This window comes from Rhodococcus sp. AW25M09, from assembly GCF_000333955.1.
Classification (GTDB): Bacteria; Actinomycetota; Actinomycetes; order Mycobacteriales; family Mycobacteriaceae; genus Rhodococcoides.
Window position 1 is genome coordinate 43,934 of record NZ_CAPS01000121.1, and the last position, 20,890, is coordinate 64,823.

General features: G+C 65.2%; 7 protein-coding genes. All 7 read right to left on the reverse strand.

All coding sequences use genetic code 11. From position 1 onward, the window contains the following. Positions 1-17 precede the first annotated feature (17 nt). Complete coding sequence (locus tag RHODMAR_RS23250) at positions 18-1,919, reverse strand: siderophore-interacting protein (RefSeq protein ID WP_008719550.1); 1,902 nt, start codon at positions 1,917-1,919, stop codon at positions 18-20. Between the two features lie 64 nt (positions 1,920-1,983). Continuing rightward, complete coding sequence (locus RHODMAR_RS23255) at positions 1,984-3,057, reverse strand: ABC transporter substrate-binding protein (protein ID WP_157226183.1); 1,074 nt, start codon at positions 3,055-3,057, stop codon at positions 1,984-1,986. 123 nt (positions 3,058-3,180) lie between these two features. Further along, entirely contained in the window at positions 3,181-4,458 is a 1,278-nt protein-coding gene (locus tag RHODMAR_RS23260) for an Nramp family divalent metal transporter (RefSeq protein ID WP_008719555.1), read from the reverse strand. 76 nt (positions 4,459-4,534) lie between these two features. Then, positions 4,535-12,226, reverse strand: a complete 7,692-nt coding sequence (locus RHODMAR_RS23265; RefSeq protein ID WP_042940158.1) for a non-ribosomal peptide synthetase — start codon at positions 12,224-12,226, stop codon at positions 4,535-4,537. Next, positions 12,227-15,577 (reverse strand): non-ribosomal peptide synthetase, encoded by a 3,351-nt coding sequence (locus RHODMAR_RS23270; RefSeq protein WP_042940159.1) that lies wholly within the window; start codon positions 15,575-15,577, stop codon positions 12,227-12,229. An 8-nt stretch (positions 15,578-15,585) separates the two neighbouring features. After that, positions 15,586-17,238, reverse strand: a complete 1,653-nt coding sequence (locus RHODMAR_RS23275) for a (2,3-dihydroxybenzoyl)adenylate synthase (protein ID WP_008719556.1) — start codon at positions 17,236-17,238, stop codon at positions 15,586-15,588. A 46-nt stretch (positions 17,239-17,284) separates the two neighbouring features. Continuing rightward, complete coding sequence (locus RHODMAR_RS23280; protein WP_008719558.1) at positions 17,285-20,764, reverse strand: non-ribosomal peptide synthetase; 3,480 nt, start codon at positions 20,762-20,764, stop codon at positions 17,285-17,287. Positions 20,765-20,890: the final 126 nt, after the last annotated feature.

Genomic DNA, 20,890 nt, shown 5'->3' on the forward strand with positions numbered 1-20,890 from the left:
AGGTAACGCTAACCTAACTAACGCTGGTGCACAACGGCTTCGACCGCACCCGGCGCACGCTGCAGATCGAGGACCTCGATACCCCAACCGACCAGACGAGACGCCGTCACCACCAGGCCCGCTGCGGCAGCAACGGACTCGAACTCGACTCTCGTTCGCACTCCACTGCCGTGCATGCAGAGCATCAGCAGATCGAACTCGGCCTGATCCTCGTTGACCGACTTGTCGTCGGACAGACGTTCCACCACAACCAGTTTCCCGTTCTCGGACACCCCGGCTGCCGCATTCGCCAGTAGTAGTGCCAGATCGTCGTCTCGGTAGTGGCCGGTGACCTCGAGCAAGAGGTACGCATCGAATCCACCACTGGGTCTCACCCGAGGTTCGGACATCACACTCTGCGCGCAATCACGGACGCGCCCGTCGATGTCGGGCCATGTCGCCAGATCTCTTCGTACCAGGCCCAGTTCACTGGGTACACCGAGAACGGTTGCCGACATCGCGTCGTAGCGCGTCAGAATCGAGCCGAGGACCACCCCTGATGCGGCACCGGTCACCGCCATCGTCGACACTCCGTCGAACGAATAGTCCTGTACCAGAGCCGGACCCAGGAACGCTGCCTCGTCGGCGATGTGATTGTGATGCAATTCCGTCAGCCGGGGCGAGCCGGCGAGGTCCTCACTCAACGTCTTACCGGTCAACAGACTCGCGCTGGCGCCACCCGTTCGCAGACTCTCCACGAGTCCGGTGATCGACAACTCCACCCGTGCCTCGATACCGTCGAAGTCGAGCCAGTGCGAAATCCAATCGTCGGCGAGCATTGCTTCACCGAGATCGGCGAGAATCAAACCGCCGTCGACGTCCTCGGCGAGCACGCCGACGGCGCGCAGATACCGGACGAATTTGGCCAAAGCGCCCCGGTCGGTCTCGGTGACCGAGGCAAGTGAATCGACGGTGCGCACTCCGTGGGAAACATGCAAGGGGATCCGCAACGTGTTGGCGGCCCTGATCGCGAAGGGGGAGAACATCTCCGCTCGCTCGGCGAGTGTGTCGAACGGCTCGGACTCGCGCGCGCTCAGATCGGGTACCTCCGGATCGTCCACACGGGTGAGAACCTCGGCACGACGCCAGTAGCCGGTGACGTCGACCATCTCCGGCGGCAGCGCGCGATCCTCGCGCAGGTATCGCCTGATGCCCTTGAGGGCCGTGGATTCGCCTGCCACCCACACGAAAACCGCTCCCTCCCACCACGGCGCGGTGCGCACCGCGGTTTCGAGCAGGTGCCCGGTACCCGCGGCCGCACCGCCGCGGTGCACCCATGTGACCTCCGCGTCGGCGGCCGTCGGCAGTGGTAGTTCTCGCTCCGCATCGGCTACCTCGACGAACACCCGAATTCGTTCACCGGCTCGGGCCTCCTCGAGATATCGAGCGATGGCGGGCAACGCTGTCTCGTCACCGACGAGCAATACCCAGTCCACGTCGGCGGGGGCGTGCCCCGACCGCACCGGACCGAGCAGGGGGATCGAATCGCCCACCGAGCAGCGACGCCCCCACGTCGACGCAATTCCGGTGTCGTGGGTGACGAAATCGAGGGTCAGTTCTGCGGCATCGGTATCGACGCTACGTACGGTGTAGTTGCGAGTCACCGGACGCGGATCCCGCGGCCATTCCACCGTGCGCTCGTGCTGCACCGGTAGCGCCATCGTGCCGGCGTCGTCGAGTGGGAAGAACAGCCGAACGAAGTCGTCGAATCCCTCGCTGCGCAGCGCCGGAAAGTCGACACCGTCCCGCGAGAACTCCCGCAGCTGCGACCCACCCAACACGATTCTGCGCATTCCCGAGCTGAGTCGACGTGTCTCGATCACGGTGGCCGAGCGGATGACTTCGGGGAAGACGACCTGACGCCGATGGGACCTTGCCACGATGAAACACGCTCCTTGTCGAATGAATGCACGTCTGCGGTGTCGGGTGGGCCGGTGCGTCGAATCAGCCCTGGACGTTCTCGGCGGCGGTGTTCAACGCCGACGCCACATCGTCGAGGATGTACGGAATGGTCAGGACCGTCAGACCGCCGAATGCAAAGTTCTTGTCGACACTGAGGCTTTCGGTCGATGCGGTACGGCCCTGCGCCAGCACCGGTTGCGAGGCCACGGCCGGTTCGGCGAGGAATGCGCCCAGCGATTCCTTGTCGTAGGCGACGACGAACAACACGTCCGACTTCAGCAACGACGCCTGCTCGAGGCTGAGCTCGAAGTACACCGCGTCGGGATCCTCGGCCGGGTCCGCTTCCTGGATGGTGAGCTCGTTGACCAGGCCGAGCTGCTCGAGAAACTCGACCCGCACGTCGTCGTCCTTGCTGACGGCGAAAGTACCGGGAGCATTGGGCAATGCGATGGTGACCGTCTTGCCCTGCAGCGCCGGGTATTTCGCTGCCGCGTCGGCGATGGAACCCTCGACGCCGGAGACCAGATCGGCAGCCTCCTTCTGCTTGCCGAGAGCCTTGCCCGCGATGGTAAGCTGGTCTTCCCAGGACGCCGTCCACTGCTCGTCCGGGTATGCGACGACGGGCGCGATGTCGGAGAGCTGGTCGAATTCTTCCTGGCTCAGGCCCGAGTAGGGCGCGAAGATCAGATCCGGTGCCGCAGCGGCGAACTGCTCGACCGGGACCGCTCCGGTTCCGTCACCGGAGAGCAGCGTGGGTGTCTCGCCGCCCAGGTCGGTGAGGGCTTTCGCGTCCCACTGCAGGATGCCGCGGTCGTCGGCTCCGTATTGCGCGCCGTCGAAGGTCGGCATGGCGACCGGCACGACGCCGAGGGCCAGGATGGCGTCCTGGTTGGACCAGCCCCAGGTCGCGATCCGCGTCGGGGCCTCTGGGATCGTCGCCGATCCGAGCGCGGAGTCGATGGTGATCGGGAATGCGGATTCTCGAGCAGCGGTGGTGGATTCGCGTGCGGGCGCCTGCTCGGTACTGCTGCATCCGGCGGCGAGCGCGATCGTCAGCCCTCCGGCGAGCGCAATCGATGCGGCGCTCCTCATCCACTTCGTACGTACATTCGTCATTGCTCGGAACCTCTCGACTCGACCGCGCACTCACTGCGTCCCACACCCGGTCGGGTGAGGCGACTGACAAGGTAGCACTAGTGAGGTAATGCTTGCCTCACTAGAGACGCGGGCGGAGTGTTTCTACACCAGGTCGATGAGCGTGGAATACACCAGATAGAGGTTGAGTCCGCTGATGACGACGGTGATCGCCGCCATCACGGCGGTGGTGATGCGGCGGTTGACCATGTCGGTCATGACACGGGGATCGCGAGTGATCAGCAGGAGTGGAAGTAGCGCGAACGGGATACCGAAGGACAGCACGATCTGGGAGTAGATCAGCGCCTGGGTGGTGTCCCCGGACAAGCCGAGGACTAGCAGTGCAGGCAGCATCGTGAGTCCGCGCCGAAGAAACAGCGGGATCTGCCAGTTCATGAACCCTGCCATGACGACCTGGCCGGCGTAGGTACCCACACTCGAGGAGGACAATCCCGACGCGATGAGTGCCACGCCGAAGGCCAGCGCGGCACCACCGCCGAGCAATACGCCCAGGTGCGAGTGGATCGATTCCAGGTCACTCACGCCGGTGAGGCCGGGTGTGTGGAACAGCGCTGCTGCGATACACAGCATCGCCAGATTCACCAGGCCCGCCAGCCCCAACCCGATGATGCAGTCCCACTTGTTGTATCGGAGCAGGACCCGGCGTTCCCGGCGGTCGGCAGTGCCGATGCGATTCGTCTGCAACGCGGAGTGCAGATACACAACGTGTGGCATGACGGTCGCGCCGATGATTCCCACGGTCAGGCTCAGGGTGTTGCCGCCGTCCAGGCGCGGGACCAGCCCGGCGGCAAGCTGGACGTAGTTCTGCCCGCCGGAGGCGATGAACACGTAGAGGAACCCGGCACCGACCAACATCAGCAGCGCAATGATCGCCAACTCGAAGCGGCGATAGCTTCGCTGCTGCAGCGCGAGGATGGCGAAAGCGACCACCGCAGTGATCAATCCTGCAGGGAGGAGCGGAACCCCGAACACCAGGTTCAGTCCTAAGGCGGCGCCGACGAATTCGGCCAAGTCGGTGGCCATCGCAACCACCTCGGCCTGCATCCACAGCACACCGTTGATCCGCCGACCGTATCGCTGCCGACACAACTCGGGCAGGCTGCGGCCGGTGGACAAGCCGGTCTTGGAGGTCAGGTACTGCACCACCATGGCCATCGCGTTGGCCATCACGATCACCCACACCAACTGGTAGCCGTGCTCGGCACCGGCGGCGAAGTTGGTGGCAAAGTTTCCTGGGTCGATGTAGGCCACCGAGGCCACGAACGCCGGACCCAGCAATGTCAGTGCGGCCCGCCCACGGCCCCGTGACTGCACTTGCGCCAGCATGACCGGCTCGTCGCCGGTGGTGCCGGTTTCCCTCATGGCACTACGGAACAGGACTGCGAGGGCGCTGACGCAAGGAACACCACGCCACTCTAGAAGACCTCACCTGATTATTCTAGCTACCCAACAAATAGTTTCGGGTGTCCTTAATTCTTGTCGACGACGGGTCGCGTCGGTCAGGATCGGCGGCAAGGATTCGGCAGGTCGCCGTCAACGCGTCACGCCACAATCTCGCGAGCTCCTCTGCGCCCTCGCACACCTCCGCGGGCCAGGAGAATGTGACTCCGAGGGCCGCCGACGCATCCTGCTCGTGAATGTAACTGTCCACCACCAGCGCATAGCCGCACGGCGTACTCGCGCCAGGCGACGTATCGAGACTGCTGCGTAGCCGGCTGGCACCGAACGGTCCACCGGATACCGCGTCGAAACGACCGAGATAGTTGAATTCGATTGCTGCAGTGAATTTTCGACGAAGCACGTCGCCGGCCTCGGCATCGGACCACCGCAACATTCCGTACGTGGACCCGTCGCCCGGTACCGATTCCCTCTGCATTCTGGCGCTCGTTGCCAGTTCATGCAGAACAGATTCTGCTGCAGCCGGATTCGACTCGTGGTCGACGAGCACTCGATGGTCGTCCGGCCGTGCGGTCAGTCGAAGCGGGAACACCGCGGTGAGCCACCCGACCACCGACGATCCATCCACCCGATCCGACGCGACTCCCGAGCGTCCGTGGCCTTCGACGTCGACGACGAACGACTGCGGCGTTTGCGCCTCGGCGTCCATCCAGAGCGCTGTCGCCGCAGCAAATGTCGCCAACAGCACATGCTCGACGGACACACCGAGACGAGCACGTACCGACGACAACAGCTGCGCGCTCTCGTCCGCCGACAACACGAAGGTGGTCGTGCGCACCCGAGCACCGGTGTCTACCGACGGGTCGAGCGGCCGCACCAGTGGAATCGGCACTGCGCCGTCACCGACTTTCGACCAGTAATCGAGATCGGCGAGAACCTCCGGCGAGTGGGCAAGACTGTGCATCTCGTGCGCCCACCGCCGCATCGAGGTTCCGACCGGTGCGCGCGCAGCGGACATCCCTTGCTGCCACAGAGCCACGATGTCGGGTAGCAATATCCGCCAGCTCACGCCGTCGACCACGAGGTGATGCAACGTGATCAGCAACTCTCCCGCCGAGCCCGGGTCGTGTCGATGTCGCAGCCACACGACGTCGACCATCCTCGCTGTAGCCGGATTCAATCGTGCGCGCGCAGCGCGTGATTCTCCGGCTACGCGGTCCACGAGCTGCGGTTCGGACAACCCTCCGACATCCTCGACGCGTATCCACCCCGCCACATCGTCGGTGCCGTTCGGCAACACCGTGAAGATCGATTCCGTTCCAGGGATGCGCTCGAATCGCGAGTGCAGAATCGGATGCCTGGCCACCCACAGCCCGACGAGCTCTGCCAGCGAATTCTCGGTGAGCTCTCCCGGAGCGTCGAGCAACACTGCCTGCGAGATCTCGTCGATGGCCCCGCCGAGGGCGTCCATCCACCGCACGATCGGTGTCAGCGGCACCGTTCCGTACGGATCCATGGCACCGAGTTCGGTCGGCGTTACCTCCGGCTCGAGCTGCTCGGCAATACTTTCCGGAGTTCGAGAAGACACGATGTGGCGCGGAGATACCGCGAGGCCTGCCGATCGCAGTCTGGCGGACAGCTCCATCGCCATGATGCTGTCGCCACCGAGATCGAAGAAATCATCATCGGCACCGACCTCGGGCAGATGCAGCACTGCGGCTGCGGCCGTGCAGATCTGCCGCTCGGCATCGGTACCTGCAGGACGCCCGCTGCGGTGCGAGAACTCGGCGACGGGCAACAGGGATGCATCGAGCTTTCCGTTGGGCAGCACCGGAAACGCATCGAGAACAGTCAGAGACGCCGGAACCATGTACGGCGGCAACAGGCCACGCAGGCGAGCCCGCACGACAGTCACATCGAGGGTATGTCCCGGTAGAGCAACCAGATATCCGGCGAGCGTGGCACTTCCGTCGGAGACGGCGGATGTTCGCACCACCACCCGCGCGTCGGACACTGCGTCGATGTCGCGCAGGCGGGCCTCGACCTCGGCCACTTCTACTCGGTGACCGCGAATCTTGACCTGATCGTCCGAGCGTCCGACGTACCGGAGCGTGCCGTTCTCCGTCCACGCGACGAGATCGCCGGTCCGGTACAACCGGGTGCCGTCCGCAGCGAAGGGATCGGCAACGAAGCGGTGGGCTGTGCGCCCGGGCGCATGTCGGTAGCCGCGAACGACTCCGGGCCCCGCCAGGTAGAGCTCGCCGAGCACGCCGGGTGCAACCAGCCGCAGGCTCCTGTCCAGCACGTAGGCACGCATGTTGGTCACCGGCCGACCGATCACCGGTTCGCCCGACTGCTCGGTGGAGGTGTAGACCGCATCGACGGTCGCCTCGGTGGGGCCGTAGAAGTTGTAGGCCACCAGGTTCTCGTTCGCCCGCAGGCGCTTCCACAAGTGGGCAGATACCGCCTCTCCCCCGACCCCGAGCGCCACGAGCGTGTCGATCGATCCTGACCGCATCATCTGCTCGACCAACGACGGCACGACCTCGATGAAGTCCACCGACAGCGCAGTCAGACGTGCGGCCAGCTGCACTGGGTCGAGAACGATCTCGGGGTCGATCAAATGCAGGGTGTGACCGCCGAACAGCCATAGCTGCGGTTGCCAGGACGCGTCGAAGGCCATCGACCACGCATGCGCGACGTGGAGCGCCGGCTTGCCCGCGCGAACGATGGCCGGGGTGTGCACGTTCTCGCGATGGGAGTGGTACAGATTGGTCAGACCTCGGTGTGGGACCAGTACGGCTTTCGGCTCGCCCGTCGTGCCGGAAGTGTAGATCGCGTACACCGGATGATCGAGATGCAGCGGTGCCCGACGCTCGGCATCGGTGACGGCAACAGCATCGATCGACGACGGATGGAGCGCTGCAATCGAATCGGCGGACACCATGATCGCAGGCTGCGCGTTGTCGAGGATCTGCCGGATACGTTCGGCGGGCCAGTTCGGGTCGATCGGCAGGTATGCGGCACCGGACTTCATGACTCCGAGGATCGCGGCCATCGTCATCACCGTCCGCGGGGCCTCGACGGCGACGATGTCCTCGGCACCCACTCCGCAACCGATGAGCCATCGCGCCGTTCGGTTGGAGATGCGGTCCAACTCGGCGAACGTCGACTCTGTGGTGTCGTCTTGGACGGCGATCGTATCGGGTTGCTGCACAACACGGTCGGCGAACAGATCGACCAAGGTTCCGCTGGGATAGGTGCGCCGGATGCCGGCATGCTCGGAGGTGAGCCACTTCGCCGTCGCCTCGTCGACGAGAGGCACCGATGCGATGACCGGATCACCGTCCTCGGCGTACGTCCGAAGCACCTCCGCCATGGCCGACGCCGCCGCGCGTGCTCGCTCCACGGGCACTGCGTCGCTTCGGTATTCCACCACCAAGCGCAGTTCGTCTCCGGGAAACACCGTCAAGGTCAGTGGGTAGTGCGTCACCGTATGGAACCGGTCGACCGAGACCGAGAAGTCCTCCGCATCCATACCGGACGTGTCGGCGGCAGCGAAGTTCTCGAACACCACGAGTGTGTCGAACAATGTTCCCTGGCCGACGGCCTTCTGGATCTCGGCGAGACCGACGTGGTGATGAGCGGCCACGGCAATGGAGAAGTCGCGTAGGCGCGCGAGAACGCTCGACAGGGTGGAATCGGGACCGACGTCGACGCGTACCGGGATGGTGTTGATGAACAATCCGACCATGTCGCCGGCGCGGTGCACATCCGTCGAACGTCCCGACACAGTGGATCCGAACACGACCGAGTCGGAGTCGGTGAACGACGAGAGCACCACAGCCCACGCCGCATTGATCAGCTCGCTCGCCGTCACCGACCGTCGTCGAGCGGAGGCGGTCAGGCGCGCCGTGTCCTCCACACCCCAGCCGATCTCGATCTCCTGCGCCTTCGACCGCCCGGACGACGCCGGTGCGGAAGGTGCCAGCATTGTCGGTGCAGCATCCGCACCGAGCGCTCGACGCCACACATCGATCGACGAGGTGTCCCGCTGCGACAGCCATCGTAGGTAGTCGTCGAACGGGGCCGGCGCCGGAAGGTCCACGCCTCGGTACAACGTGAACAGCTCGGTGCCGACTGTCCCCATCGACCATCCGTCCACGAGAAGGTGATGAATGGTCAGCACCACCCGGTGCACCTGTGCTGCGCAGTCCAGCAGGAGAACTCGCACGAGGGGCCCGCGCTCGATGTCGAAGGTTCGTCGATCCTCGTGTACCGATGCGCGCGCTGATGCCGAATCCGGATCGTCCACCGTGCGCCTTCGCACCTGAACTCGGGCGCAGTCACGGACGGCGACGGTGGTTCCGGTGCTCAGGGTGACAAAACGTGAGCGCAACACCGGATGACGCTCGAACAGCACCTCGAGCGCATCCTCGAGTCGATCGGTACGCAGCTCACCGCGGACATCGAATTCGGTGGCAATTACATAGATTTCCTCGATTTCGTCCGGTGCCGTGACGGACTGGAACGCCAGTCCCTGCTGCAGCGGCGTCGTGGGCCGCGCGAGATCGACATCGATTCCGAGTGTTCGCAACTCGGTCATGTCCTCTTCGTCCAGCAATGATGCGGAACTCTCCGGTACTGGTGCGGCAACGGCCTGTTCGGCTCGCCGGGCTCGCTGGACCAGTCCCGCGACCGTCCGACACTCGAAGACGTCCGCCGTCGTGATCGGCACGCCTGCACCTCGTGCGTGGTAGACCAGCGTGATGGCGGTGATGCTGTCGCCGCCGAGGGCGAAGAAGTCATCGTCGACTCCGATCGACTCGGCCTTCGCACGGGTCGCGCCGGCGAAGATCTCGACGAGCCGCCGCTCGTCCTCAGTGGCAGCTGCTCGCGACCGGCTCGGTCCGCCATCGGGAATTCCGATTCGAGACAGGGCCATCCGGTCCGTCTTACCGTTGGGAGTGGTCGGCAGTCGGTCGATCGACACCCAGAGCGCCGGGACCAGATGGCCGGGTACCCGCGCGCTCAAAGCCTCATGCACGGCGGCGGTATCGAGACTCGCCGGGGTCACATAGGCAACGAGCACGGTTGCGCCGCTGCTGTCGGGAACGGCGACCACGGCGCACTCACCCACCAATTCGACATCAGCCGTGAGGTTTTCGACCTCACCGAGTTCGACGCGATGGCCCCGGACCTTGACCTGTCGATCGTCTCGCCCCAGGAACTCCAGAGCCCCGTCGTCGACCGTTCGGCCGCGGTCACCGGTGCGATACATCCGCCCGCCGTCGCCGCTCGGGTCCGCGACGAAGCGTGCCGCGGTCTCCGCCGGCCTTCCGAAGTACCCACGGGCAAGTTGAACTCCCGAAACGTAGAGGTCTCCGTCGACCCCGGTTCGTACGGGCCGCAGCCGCCCGTCCAGCAGCCCCAGAACCATGTTGTCCACAGCCGTTCCGACGACGCTCGGATCTCCTGCCACCCTGTGTACAGCGACGTCGCCCGCAACCTCGGAGGATCCATAGGAATTGTGTATCGCCGCGACCGGCGTGGCGCGTCCGATCGCATTGATCATGTTGCCGGTCAACGGTTCTCCGCTGAGTATCCAGCTCGTCAGCGATCCACATTCCTGCGGCGACGTAGTGGCCAGTGCTGCGGCCAAGGAACCGACGGCGGTGATCTGCTCGGTACCGGATCGGGCGATCAACGCGGCCAATGCGCGGGCATCGGCGTACTCCGCGTCCTGGGCCAACACCACGCGTTGGCCCGCCAGCAGTCCGGTGAGCAGTTCGGTCGCACCGTCGATGAACGCCAACGAACTCTTCGCGATCCGGCTGGCGGGTCCGCCCCAACGATGGGTGGCCCAGAGCAGACGATTGGCAAGAGCGTCTCTGGTACCGAGCACGCCCTTGGGCGTTCCGGTCGAACCCGACGTGTACACGAGATAGGCCCCGCAGTCACCCGGAATGTCCCGGCCGAACGGTTCGACGAACACCCCCGTGGCCGAAGCGGAATCGATTCGCAGGGCGGTGTTGAGTGCGATCAGCGCGGCCGGGGTGGCGTTGTCGACCAACAGAACATCGTGGCGGGAATCCGCCAACAGGTAGTCGATTCGCTCGCGCGGATAGCGGATGTCGATGGGTACGAAGACCGCGCCCACATCGATGGTCGCCAGCAGTGTCGCCACCATGTCGACACCCCGGCCGAGCGCGATAGCGACGCGGCTCTCCGCCCCGACCCCCCGAGTCCGCAGCAGCGCCGACACCTCGGCCACCCGAATTCGGAGTCGGCCGTAGGTGGTCTCCTCGTCGCCGACCACCAGTGCGACATCTGTGTTCGACCGCGTGAACCTGTCTGCGAAGCACTCTTCGAGGGGTGGCACTGCACTGCTCGATCCGCGGCTGTAACCCTGAGTGTCCGGTACCGACAAGAGTTGCGCAACATCGAGTTTCGGGTCACTCGTCATTCGGCTCAGCATTTCGACGAAGGTATCGGCACACAACTCGGCAGCTCGGCGATCGACAACGGCGTCGTCGTGCAGCACGAAGGCCCACAGTGCAGGCTCGGGCCCGGCGATCAGTGCCATCGGAAAACTCATGTGGGCGCCGAGCACGGTGACCTCGTCCACGACGCCGCGCTCGGCCGGGTCCGCACTCTCGCTCGATGTCGGCCCCGGAGCCGGGTAGTTCTGATAGACGACAATGGTGTCGAACAGTTCACCGCCACCGAGGGTTCCGGCGATCTCGGACAAGCCGAGAAATCGGTGTTCGTCCAGTTCGAGGTGGTCTGCGTGCAGGCGATCGACGACATCGGTGACGAGCAGACTCGGGCGCAGCCGAAGGCGAACGGGCACGGTGTTGAGCAGCAGACCGACCATCGCCTCGGCGCCGTCGAGGTCGAAGGGCCGCAGGGAGGCCGCCATCCCGAACGCCACGTCGTCAGCTCCGGTGCGGGCCGCGAGCATCGCCGCCCACGCCGCCTGCACCACGACGTTCGTGGTGACTCCCCGCCCTCGCGCATAGTCGGCGACGCGTCGGGCCAGCACGTCGTCGATGTCCAGGTCGATGCGGGAGCGTGAATTCGCCTGCGTCGGTGCACCACGCGCGAGCAGGGTCGGACAATCGAAGCCGTCGAGGTAGCCGGCCCAACGCGCCCGCGCAGCGTCGTGGTCCTGGCGCGCCGTCCACGCGAGGTAGTCGAGGTAATCGGGTGCCTGCGGCAGGGCGGCCGATTCCCCCGACTGGTAGAGGGCGATCAACTCGCGCACGAAGATGGCCTCGGACCACCCGTCCATCAGCGCGTGATGGTACGTGATCAGCACCCGCGGCGAGCGCGGATCGGAGGAGTACGAGAAGCGAATCAACGGCCCCTCGAAGAACGCGAATCCGGCGGATCTGTCGCGACCGAGATGATCGTCCCAATCGCCGTCGACAGGTGTCAGCGCCGGTGTCGATGCGCGCGGAAGCACCCACACCAGATCGCCGTTGCGGCGCTGACGCAGCAGAGCTTTGATGTTCGGATGACGATCGAGCACGCGCCCTAGAGCACGGGCGAGACGGTGTGGCTCCACGGGCGAGCACAGGCGGAGAATCGTCTGGGAAAGGTACGGATCCTGCTGCGCCGCTGCCACGCTCGACTGCAGGTACATACCCAGCTGCAGTGGCGTGAGGGGCAGAACGGCAATGATCTTGGATTGCGGTGTGGCCGACGTATCGGTCGTCATGTCTGTCATTCACATGCTGCTTCCGAATTCGTCGAGCTCGTCCTGGGACAACTCCACGGTGGCGGCCGCGGCAGGCTCCACGGGCCGCGACGTGTCGTCGGGTACCAGATCCGCCCCGAACATCCGAACCGTTCTCTTGCGCATCACCTCGCGCGGTGCCAGCGGGATGGAGGCCTTGCGTGCCCGCGACGCGACGGCGAGGGAGGTGATGCTGTCACCGCCGAGCGCGAAGAAGTCGTCGTCGATTCCCACCCGGCCGACTCCGAGAACCACCTCGACGATCTCGCACAGCATCGTCTCCACCGGCGAACGGGGCGGCACGAAGGTCCCGCCGCCCGCAGCATCGACGGCGGGGAGAGCGCGCACGTCGAGCTTGCCGTTGATCGTCATCGGAATGCGTTCCAGCGCTGCGAACAACGTGGGAACCATGTACTCCGGCAGTACCGAACCCACCTCGTCCCGAATGGATCCGAACAGGGCGGAGTGATCCGCGGCTGTTACGCCGTCCCGGGGAACCACGTACGCCGCCAGTGCCCGAGTGCCGCTGCCGACCTCTACCGCGCGCACCACAGCGGCTGCCACTGAGCCGCAGTTCGCCACTGCACGTTCGACTTCCGCGGTCTCCACCCGGTAACCGCGAATTTTGACCTGATCGTCCGCACGGCCCAGATAGTCGAACAAGCCGTCGGATCCGATCCGCACCAGATCGCCGGTGCGGTACATCCGCTCGCCCGGCGACCAGGGATCGGCGACGAATCTGGTTGCCGTCCCGCCGTATCGATGCAGGTATCCGCGGGCCAATCCCACACCCGACAGATGCAGCTCACCCACCGCCCCCACCGGAACCGGCCGCAGCCATCGATCCAGCACATAGGCGCGGGTGCCGAGAATCGGCCGGCCGATGGATGGGGTGGCGGTGTCCCGCGTCCCAGCGCCGAGAGCGTTGATCGTGTACTCGGTGGGGCCGTACAGGTTGTAGCCGACTCCGTCGAGCTGGCGCCACAGTGAATCCGGCACAGCTTCCCCGCCCAGCAATACCAGCGGAATGCGATGACCCGCATGCTCGTCCAACAGGCCGAGATCCAACAGATGCCCGGCGTACGTCGGCGTCACGTTCACCACGTCGATGTGGTTCTGCAGGCAGTACCGCGCCAATGCCTCACCGTCGCGGCGTAATTCCTCGTCGCAGACGTGTACCTCGTGGCCTTCGACGAGCCACAGCAACTCTTCCCAGGACATGTCGAAGGAGAACGACACGGTATGCGCGATTCTCAACGTGCGACCGCCGGCTGCAGCGACGGTGGGGGCGAAAATCTCGTCCCGATGGTTGATCTGCATGTTCGTCAGTCCTCGGTACGGGGTGACGACGCCCTTCGGCGCGCCGGTGGATCCCGAGGTGTAGATGACGTAGGCCGGATGCTCCAGCCGACCAGGTGTTCCCGGTGCGAACGGGCCCGAGTCGAGCTCCGCCGGGTCAACGCGTTGCGCCGATTCGGCAACCACGTCGGGATCGTCGACGATCATCACAGTGGCGTCGGTCGTCAGTCCACGCAGCCGGCTTTCGATGGTCGTCACCAGGATCGTCGGCTCAGCGTCGGCCAACATCATGTCCAGGCGAGCGGTGGGATAGTCGAGTTCGAGGGGTAGATACGCCGAGCCCGTGCGCAGTACTGCGAACAGTGCCACCACCATCTCCACCGACCGCGGCAGTGCGAGGGCGACGATGCGCTCCGGACCGGCACCACGTCGCAGTAAAGCACCCGCGCACGCACGCACCCGCGCATCCAGGTCTCGGAATGTCACTCGTTCGTCGCCGAACACCAACGCCGTCCTATCGGGGATGGACGCCGCACGGTCGGCGAGCAACTCCGCGATGGTCGTATCGCGCAGCCGATCGAGCCTTCCGTCGAATCCGTTGTCTGCGATGCTCGCTGATTCGGTCGGCGGCGCCGGCCACTGTGAGATCGGCACCTCGGACTGTTCGGCGGCAGCAATCAGAGCATGGTGGAAAGCATCGAGCAGGTACCGTGCGCGCTGGTCGTCCACCGAATCGGGTAGGTACGTCACCGACAGGTTCAGTTCTTCTCCCGGATCGACGGCGATCGACACCGGAAACTCCGAGCCGTCGACGGTCGAGATGTGTCGTACCTTCCGCTCCGGGCCGGCGGCGGAGGAACCGGCGGGGCCTGCATTGCGCAGCACGAGCAGTGTGTCGAACAGCGCGCCCGCACCGATCGCTTTCTGAATGCCACCGAGACCGAGAGTGTCGTGCGGCATCAGGTCCAGGCGCTGATCCTGCACCCGCACAGCGAGATCGGCGACCGTATCGGATCCGCCTGCTCCGACGCGAATCGGCACGGTGCTGATGAACGCCCCGATCGCACGCTCCGAGCCCGGTACATCCATCGGTCGCCCGGCCACAGCGGTACCGAATACCACGTCGGACCGACCGGCCACGCGCATCAGCACGCTGGCCCACGTGGCCCCGAGCACCGTGAACAGAGTCGTGCCTGCCTCGCGAGCTATCGCATCCAGCCGACCCGATACCGACGCCGATACTCTCTGTTCGATCCGCCGGGGACGCTCGCCGCCCGCTTCGGCTGATTCGGCCAGAAATGTCGGGGTGTCGACATCGCCGAACCAGCGTTGCCACGCCTGCTCGGACTCACCCCGGTTGCGAGAAGTCCACCAGCGCAGATACTCCCGGTAGCCGTGGTCGAGGCTCGGTCCTGCGCCGTCGTATCGGTCCAGGACGCGCGCCACGAGCAATGCCGAGGAGCCTCCGTCGAAACACCCGAACCAATAGGTCGTCAGAAGGCGGTCGACACCGCCGGGAAGATGCACCAGCGTGACCCGAAACAGCGGCGGACCCGCGATGTCGAACGATCGCTCGCGATCGTCCGCGAGCGCCCGGTTCCACTGCTCGTCCACCTCGTCCAGCGGGCAGCTACCGAGGTCGATGACCGTCAGTGGTGCCGGGACCGTCGACAGCACCACTTGGATCGGTACGCCACCGTCCGGGGTGACGAACGCCGTTCGCAGCGCCGAGGTGGTATCGACCACCGACTGCAGGGCGTGCCGAAACCTGTCCCCGTCCAGAACCCGATCGAGCTCGACCACGGTGCGGACGGTGTAGAGATCGGTGGCGTCGGCATCCACACCGACCTGGTAGACCAACCCCAGCTGCAGCGCAGACAGTGGCCACACATCGTCGACGGATCCGAATCGTGCTTTCACCACCTCGAATTCGGACGATTCGAGGTTCGCGAGTGGACCGCGCTCGACCTCGTCGGTCTCACCGCCCCGAGCGCGACGCAACCGATCCTGCAGCAACCGACCTCTGACGTCGTTTGGATCCATGGGGCCCTTCATCGATTCCCCTGCCGTTCCGTGGACTGCGCGACGAGCAGGGACTTGTCTACTTTGCCTATGGCGGTGACGGGCAGCGATGTTCGTGCCACTACGCGATCGGGCAGCTTGAACCCGGCGCAGCCTGCGTCCGTCAGGAATGCTCGCACCTCGGCGACAGTGGGGATGCTGTTGTTCCGAGCGCGTCCGTTCGGCACGATCACGGCGCAGATACTCTCGCCCACGTCGGGATCGGGTATCCCGATCACCGACACTCGGGCAACTCCGGGGTGGGCGAGCAGGAGATCTTCCAGCTCGTCGGCCGCGACGTTCTCACCGTTGCGGGTGATGACATCCTTGATCCGACCGGTGACGACCAGGTGACCGGAATCCAGCACGCGAACCCGATCTCCGCTTCGATAGAAACCCTCGGGGGTGATGGCCGTCGTATTGTGCTCTGCTGCAGCGTAGTAACCGTTGATGGTGCACGGTCCGCGGGTGAGCAGCTCGCCCACCTCCCCGGCCGGGACGTCGTTGCCGTCGGCATCGACGATTCGGACCTCGTCGCATTCGGACAGCGGACGCCCCTGGGTACCGATCACCAGGTCCGGCGCATCGTCTGCCCGCGTGTAGTTCACGAGCCCCTCGGCCATTCCGAACACCTGCTGCAACCGACACCCGAGCGCCGGCTCCACGAGTTTGGCGATCTCGGGCGTCAACTTCGCGCCGCCGACCTGCAGCAACCTCAGACTGGACAGGTCCGCCGCTTCCCACTCCGTCGCTTCGCACCACAGCTGCGTCAATGTCGGCACCAACGCGGTGACCGTGACGCGATACCTCTCGATCACCGCGAACGCCTGATCGGGGCTGGGGCTACCGGAGAACACCACCGTTGCACCGACACCGAGCGCACCGAGCAGGCCCGGGCACGCGAGAGGAAAATTGTGGGCCGCAGGGAGAACAGCGAGATATACATCCTCGGCCGTCAATTCACAGACCTCGGCGCTTGCCCGTGCGTTGTACTCGTAGTCGTTGTGGGTACGCGGAATCAACTTCGGTAGGCCCGTCGTTCCGCCCGATACCAAAAGCACCGCGAGATCCGCTGCGGATGTGCGCGGAAATTCCTGTGGCACAGCGACGACGGCCGACAGCGGAGTGTATGAACCAGCCGAGCTCGGCCGACCGTCGACGAAGACTTCCCGAATGCTCGGCACAGTCGGAAGGATCTCGTCGGCGAGCGCGCAGTAGTCGAAGTCTCCGCTCCGCTCGGCGATCACGTACGCCACGGCCTCGGATGTGTTTGCCAAGTGCGCTATTTCACGACGCCGATGCGCGGGGAGGGTGAGCACGGGCACCGCACCGCACTCGACCAACGCGAACAGCACGACCGCGAACGAGACCGAATTGGGCAGTTGTACCACCACCCGATCCCCCGGCCCGATCCCACGGTCGGCAAACCCTGCTGCGGTCGTTCGCACTCGCGAATACAGTTCGAGGTACGTCAGTACCTCTGTCTCGTCGACGACTGCCCGACGAGCGGCGAACCGGTGTGCCCAGGATGCGAACGCGTCGGAGAGCGTTGTCCCGCGCCAGAGTCCGGCGTCGAGATATGTCTGCGCGCGGCCCTCGTCGAACGGTACGAAGTGAGCATTGTGCTCGATGCGTGCGTGCATTGGGATACCCGATCGTGGAAGGAATGAGTGGACGTGGTCGATCGAGTCAGCGCGTGTGCTGCTGCTCGAGTGCGGCCAGCAGTTCGTCCTCCGACATGGATTCGATCGACACATAGATCTCCGCGGTCGACTCCAGCGACTTCGCAGTGCCTTGGTCGGCAATCATGTTGTGCGCCAGTCCCGCTACGGTCGGGTTGGTGAACAACATCCGCACTGTCACGGAGGTGATGTCGAAGGCCGCGCGAACTCGGGCCACGATGGTGGTCGCGAGAACGGAGTCGCCGCCCAGTGCGAACAGACTGTCGGTGACCCCTGCCTCTTCGACGCCGAGAACGCTCTGCCAGATCAGGGCGAGCGCGCGCTCGAGGTGGGTTCGAGGCGCAACACGGGCCGTCGCCCGCTCGGTATCGACGGCCGCGCGGCACTGTCGGACGATGGCGGCAGAGTCGATCTTTCCGTTGACGGTGAGCGGCAGCGCTCGCAGTGCCACCATCCGTTCCGGCACCATGTGCGCCGGTAACCGCTCGACGATCCTCGTGAACACGCCCGCCACGGTCTCGCTCGGGTCCGCGGCGGGATCGGTCGGGACCACCGCAGCCATCAGTGCGGGAGTGCCGGTGCGATCGACAACCGCTGCAGCGGTTGCTACTTCGGGATCGTCGCACAGCACCGAAGCGATCTCACCGAGCTCGATTCGGAACCCGTTGATCTTGATCTGATTGTCCACGCGGCCCAAGAATTCGACCATCGAGCCCGCGCCGTAACGAACCAGATCGCCGGTGCGGTACCAGCGATATCCATCGACCACCACGAAGCGGTCCGACGTGCGCTCGGGATCGCCCAGGTAACCTTCGGCCAATCCGGTGCCTGCCACCCACAGCTCACCGGGCACCCAGTCCGGCACGCGGCGACCGCGCGCATCGACGACCCGCATCGCCATCGAACGCAGCGGCACGCCGAACGGCACTGTGCGCCAATTCGGATCGACGTCGACGACCTCGCAGATACTGTTGTGGATCGCGGTTTCGGTGGCGCCGCCGAGTCCGGCGAATCTACATCCCGGCAGCGCCGCCGTCAACCGGCGATAAAGGTCGATACCCACCTTGTCGCCGCCGAGCATGACGACCTCGAGCGAACCGCCCAGATCGTCACCGGTGGACAGGATCATGTCCAACAAGGGCGGGACGCAGCTGATCGCCGTGACCCGATGCGAGCGAATCAGGGAGACCCACCGCTGCGGATCCCTACGCTCGTGTTCCTGAATCAGCACCGCAGTACCGCCGGCCGCGAACACCGAGAACAGATCGAACGTGCACAGGTCGAAATCCAACTCCGACAAGCACAACGGACGGTATCGCTCGTCCAGCGCGAATCGGTCGATCAGGTCCCCGATCGTGTTCATCGCGGCTCGGTGCGACACGACCACGCCCTTGGGCTCACCCGTCGAACCGGAGGTGAAGATCATGTACGCGGCGGCGGTGTCGGGTCCGAGATGCGGTGCGGGCAGCGGCTCACCGAGGATGGTGTCGGACACAGTGAGGCCGTCCTCGCCCGATCCCCCGATCGTCACCGCGAACTCGGCACGGCGCGCGATGAGTGCAGCGCGGTTCGCCGGCTGGTCCACGCCGATCGGTACGTACACCCCGCCTGCGGCGAGTACGCCGAGAATCGCAACGACTTGCTCGGGGCCCTTCGGCAACGTCACCCCGACGGTGTCGCCCACTGCCACACCTCGACCAGCCAGTGCCGCAGCCACTCTCAGGGCGCGGTCACACAATTCGCCGTACGTCATCGACTCGTTTTCGTCCCATTCGAGAGCGATCGCGACTGGATTGCTCAGCGCACGATCGAAGACGGCGCGGTGCAAGGTCTCGGTCCCGGCCACCGGCGACGCGTCCGTTCGGGGTACGTCCGGCGATGGGGTCCGCACTGCGAGCTGACGTGGTGGGACCAGCTGCCCTACCGGCTCCCGCCACGCTGCACCGTGGTCGGCAACCAGCCCACGAACGAGCGCCTCGAAGGCGTCGAACATCGCATCGGGAACTCCTGGCAGGAACTCGTTTTCGCGAATGTCCCAATTGACCAGCACGCCACCGTCGAGTTCGGTGATCTGCGCATCCAGAACGACCTGCGGTCCCTGCGACACGATCCACACCGGGTTGCCGAACACCTGGCGCGCACGGGCGTCGAACAACTCACCCAATCCGAGCGCGCTGGTGAAGACGACCGGGGCAAGCACGGTGGCTCCTCTACGACGGCCGAGATCGCGAAGTACCTCTACCCCGGAGTAGTCGACGTGCGCGGCGTCCTCGTGCAGACGCGCCCGCAGCCGTCGGGAGCGCTCGGCGAACGACAGCGTCTCGCTCAGATCGACGTCCAGCATGACCGAGGACGAGAAGTCGCCCACGAGATCGCCGACGCCCGGGTGCGTCGGGGCACGGTCGAACATCGGGACGTTGAGAAGGAATCGCTGCTCACGTGACCAGGCCCCGACCACCTCGGCGAAGGCCGCTGCCACCGCGACCGCCGGGGTGACCCCGTGTGCGCGAGCCTGCGATTGCAGAGCCGAATATGCCTGCGAGTCGAGATGAAATGCCCGTCGAGTTGCAGTCGGGGTACCTGAATCTCGTTCGAGCAACGGCAGAGTGGGCGCTCCAGGCAGTGAGTCGCGGCGCTCGGACCAGTAGCGCTCGGCTTGCGCCCGTGCGCTGCGCCGATCGTGCGGACGATCGGCGAGGTAGCGCGCGTAGCTGTAGTCGATGGCAGGAAGTGACCGGCCGTCGTATGCCCGAGCCAGGTCTGCGACCAGGATGCGGAAGCTGACGGCGTCTCCGGCAATCATGTCCAGATCGAGATGGAGCCGGGTTCGACCGTCCGGCAGCAACGACAGATCGACCGAGAACATTTCCCCTGACTCGATATTCAGCATTTGATGAGTCAGTCGCTGCCGAGTTCGCTCCAGTTCGACCGCCGCGTCGACCTCGGTTCGCAGATCGTGGACGGTCAACCCGCGCCACCCCGGAATGGACTCGATCCGCTGCTCTCCGTTGTCGGTGATCCGGGCCCGCAGCATGTCGTGTCTGCGCACCACAGCGTCGAGCGCATCTCGCAGCCGATCGGGATCCACTGCTTCGCCGTCGAATTCGGTGTACAGGTGCGGGGAGACTCCACCGAAGCGCTGCTCTGCGCTGCGGCCGATCCAATAGGCATGCTGCAACACGGCAAGGTCGAAGGTGTCTGCGTCGAGTTGGTTCGCTTCCGGTTCGCGCGCAGGCGTGTGGGGTACCGGTCTGCTTGCGGCACCGACCAATTCGGTCCAGGCCGATACCGTGGGCCGCGAAGCGAGATCGGCAAACGTCACCTTCGAACCCTGTTTGCGGAATCTGCCGACCAAGCGCATCAGGACGATCGATTCCAACCCCAGCTCGAACAGGTTCGCATCGCCCGAGACGGCCTCGGGTTCGATGCCGATCAGTTCCGCGACGAGCGTCCGCAGCTGATCGCTCCCGGTTCCCTGCTGATCCATTCGGTGTCCCCTTCGGTCGCCTGCGCTGCGTCGTACTGGGCGCGACCAGGAGTTCACCTTCGGCGTTCCGTAAGGAAAGGCTACCCTCGCTTAGTCGACCCTGGGGAGGCTAGCATTTGTCGGCGC

What these genes read in the sequence shown, in the direction of transcription:
- RHODMAR_RS23255 (WP_157226183.1), bottom strand. Translation starts at nt 3,057, where the DNA reads ATGACGAATGTACGTACGAAGTGGATGAGGAGCGCCGCATCGATTGCG.
- RHODMAR_RS23260 (WP_008719555.1), bottom strand. Translation starts at nt 4,458, where the DNA reads ATGAGGGAAACCGGCACCACCGGCGACGAGCCGGTCATGCTGGCGCAA.
- RHODMAR_RS23265 (WP_042940158.1), bottom strand. Translation starts at nt 12,226, where the DNA reads ATGACAGACATGACGACCGATACGTCGGCCACACCGCAATCCAAGATC.
- RHODMAR_RS23270 (WP_042940159.1), bottom strand. Translation starts at nt 15,577, where the DNA reads ATGGATCCAAACGACGTCAGAGGTCGGTTGCTGCAGGATCGGTTGCGT.
- RHODMAR_RS23275 (WP_008719556.1), bottom strand. Translation starts at nt 17,238, where the DNA reads ATGCACGCACGCATCGAGCACAATGCTCACTTCGTACCGTTCGACGAG.
- RHODMAR_RS23280 (WP_008719558.1), bottom strand. Translation starts at nt 20,764, where the DNA reads ATGGATCAGCAGGGAACCGGGAGCGATCAGCTGCGGACGCTCGTCGCG.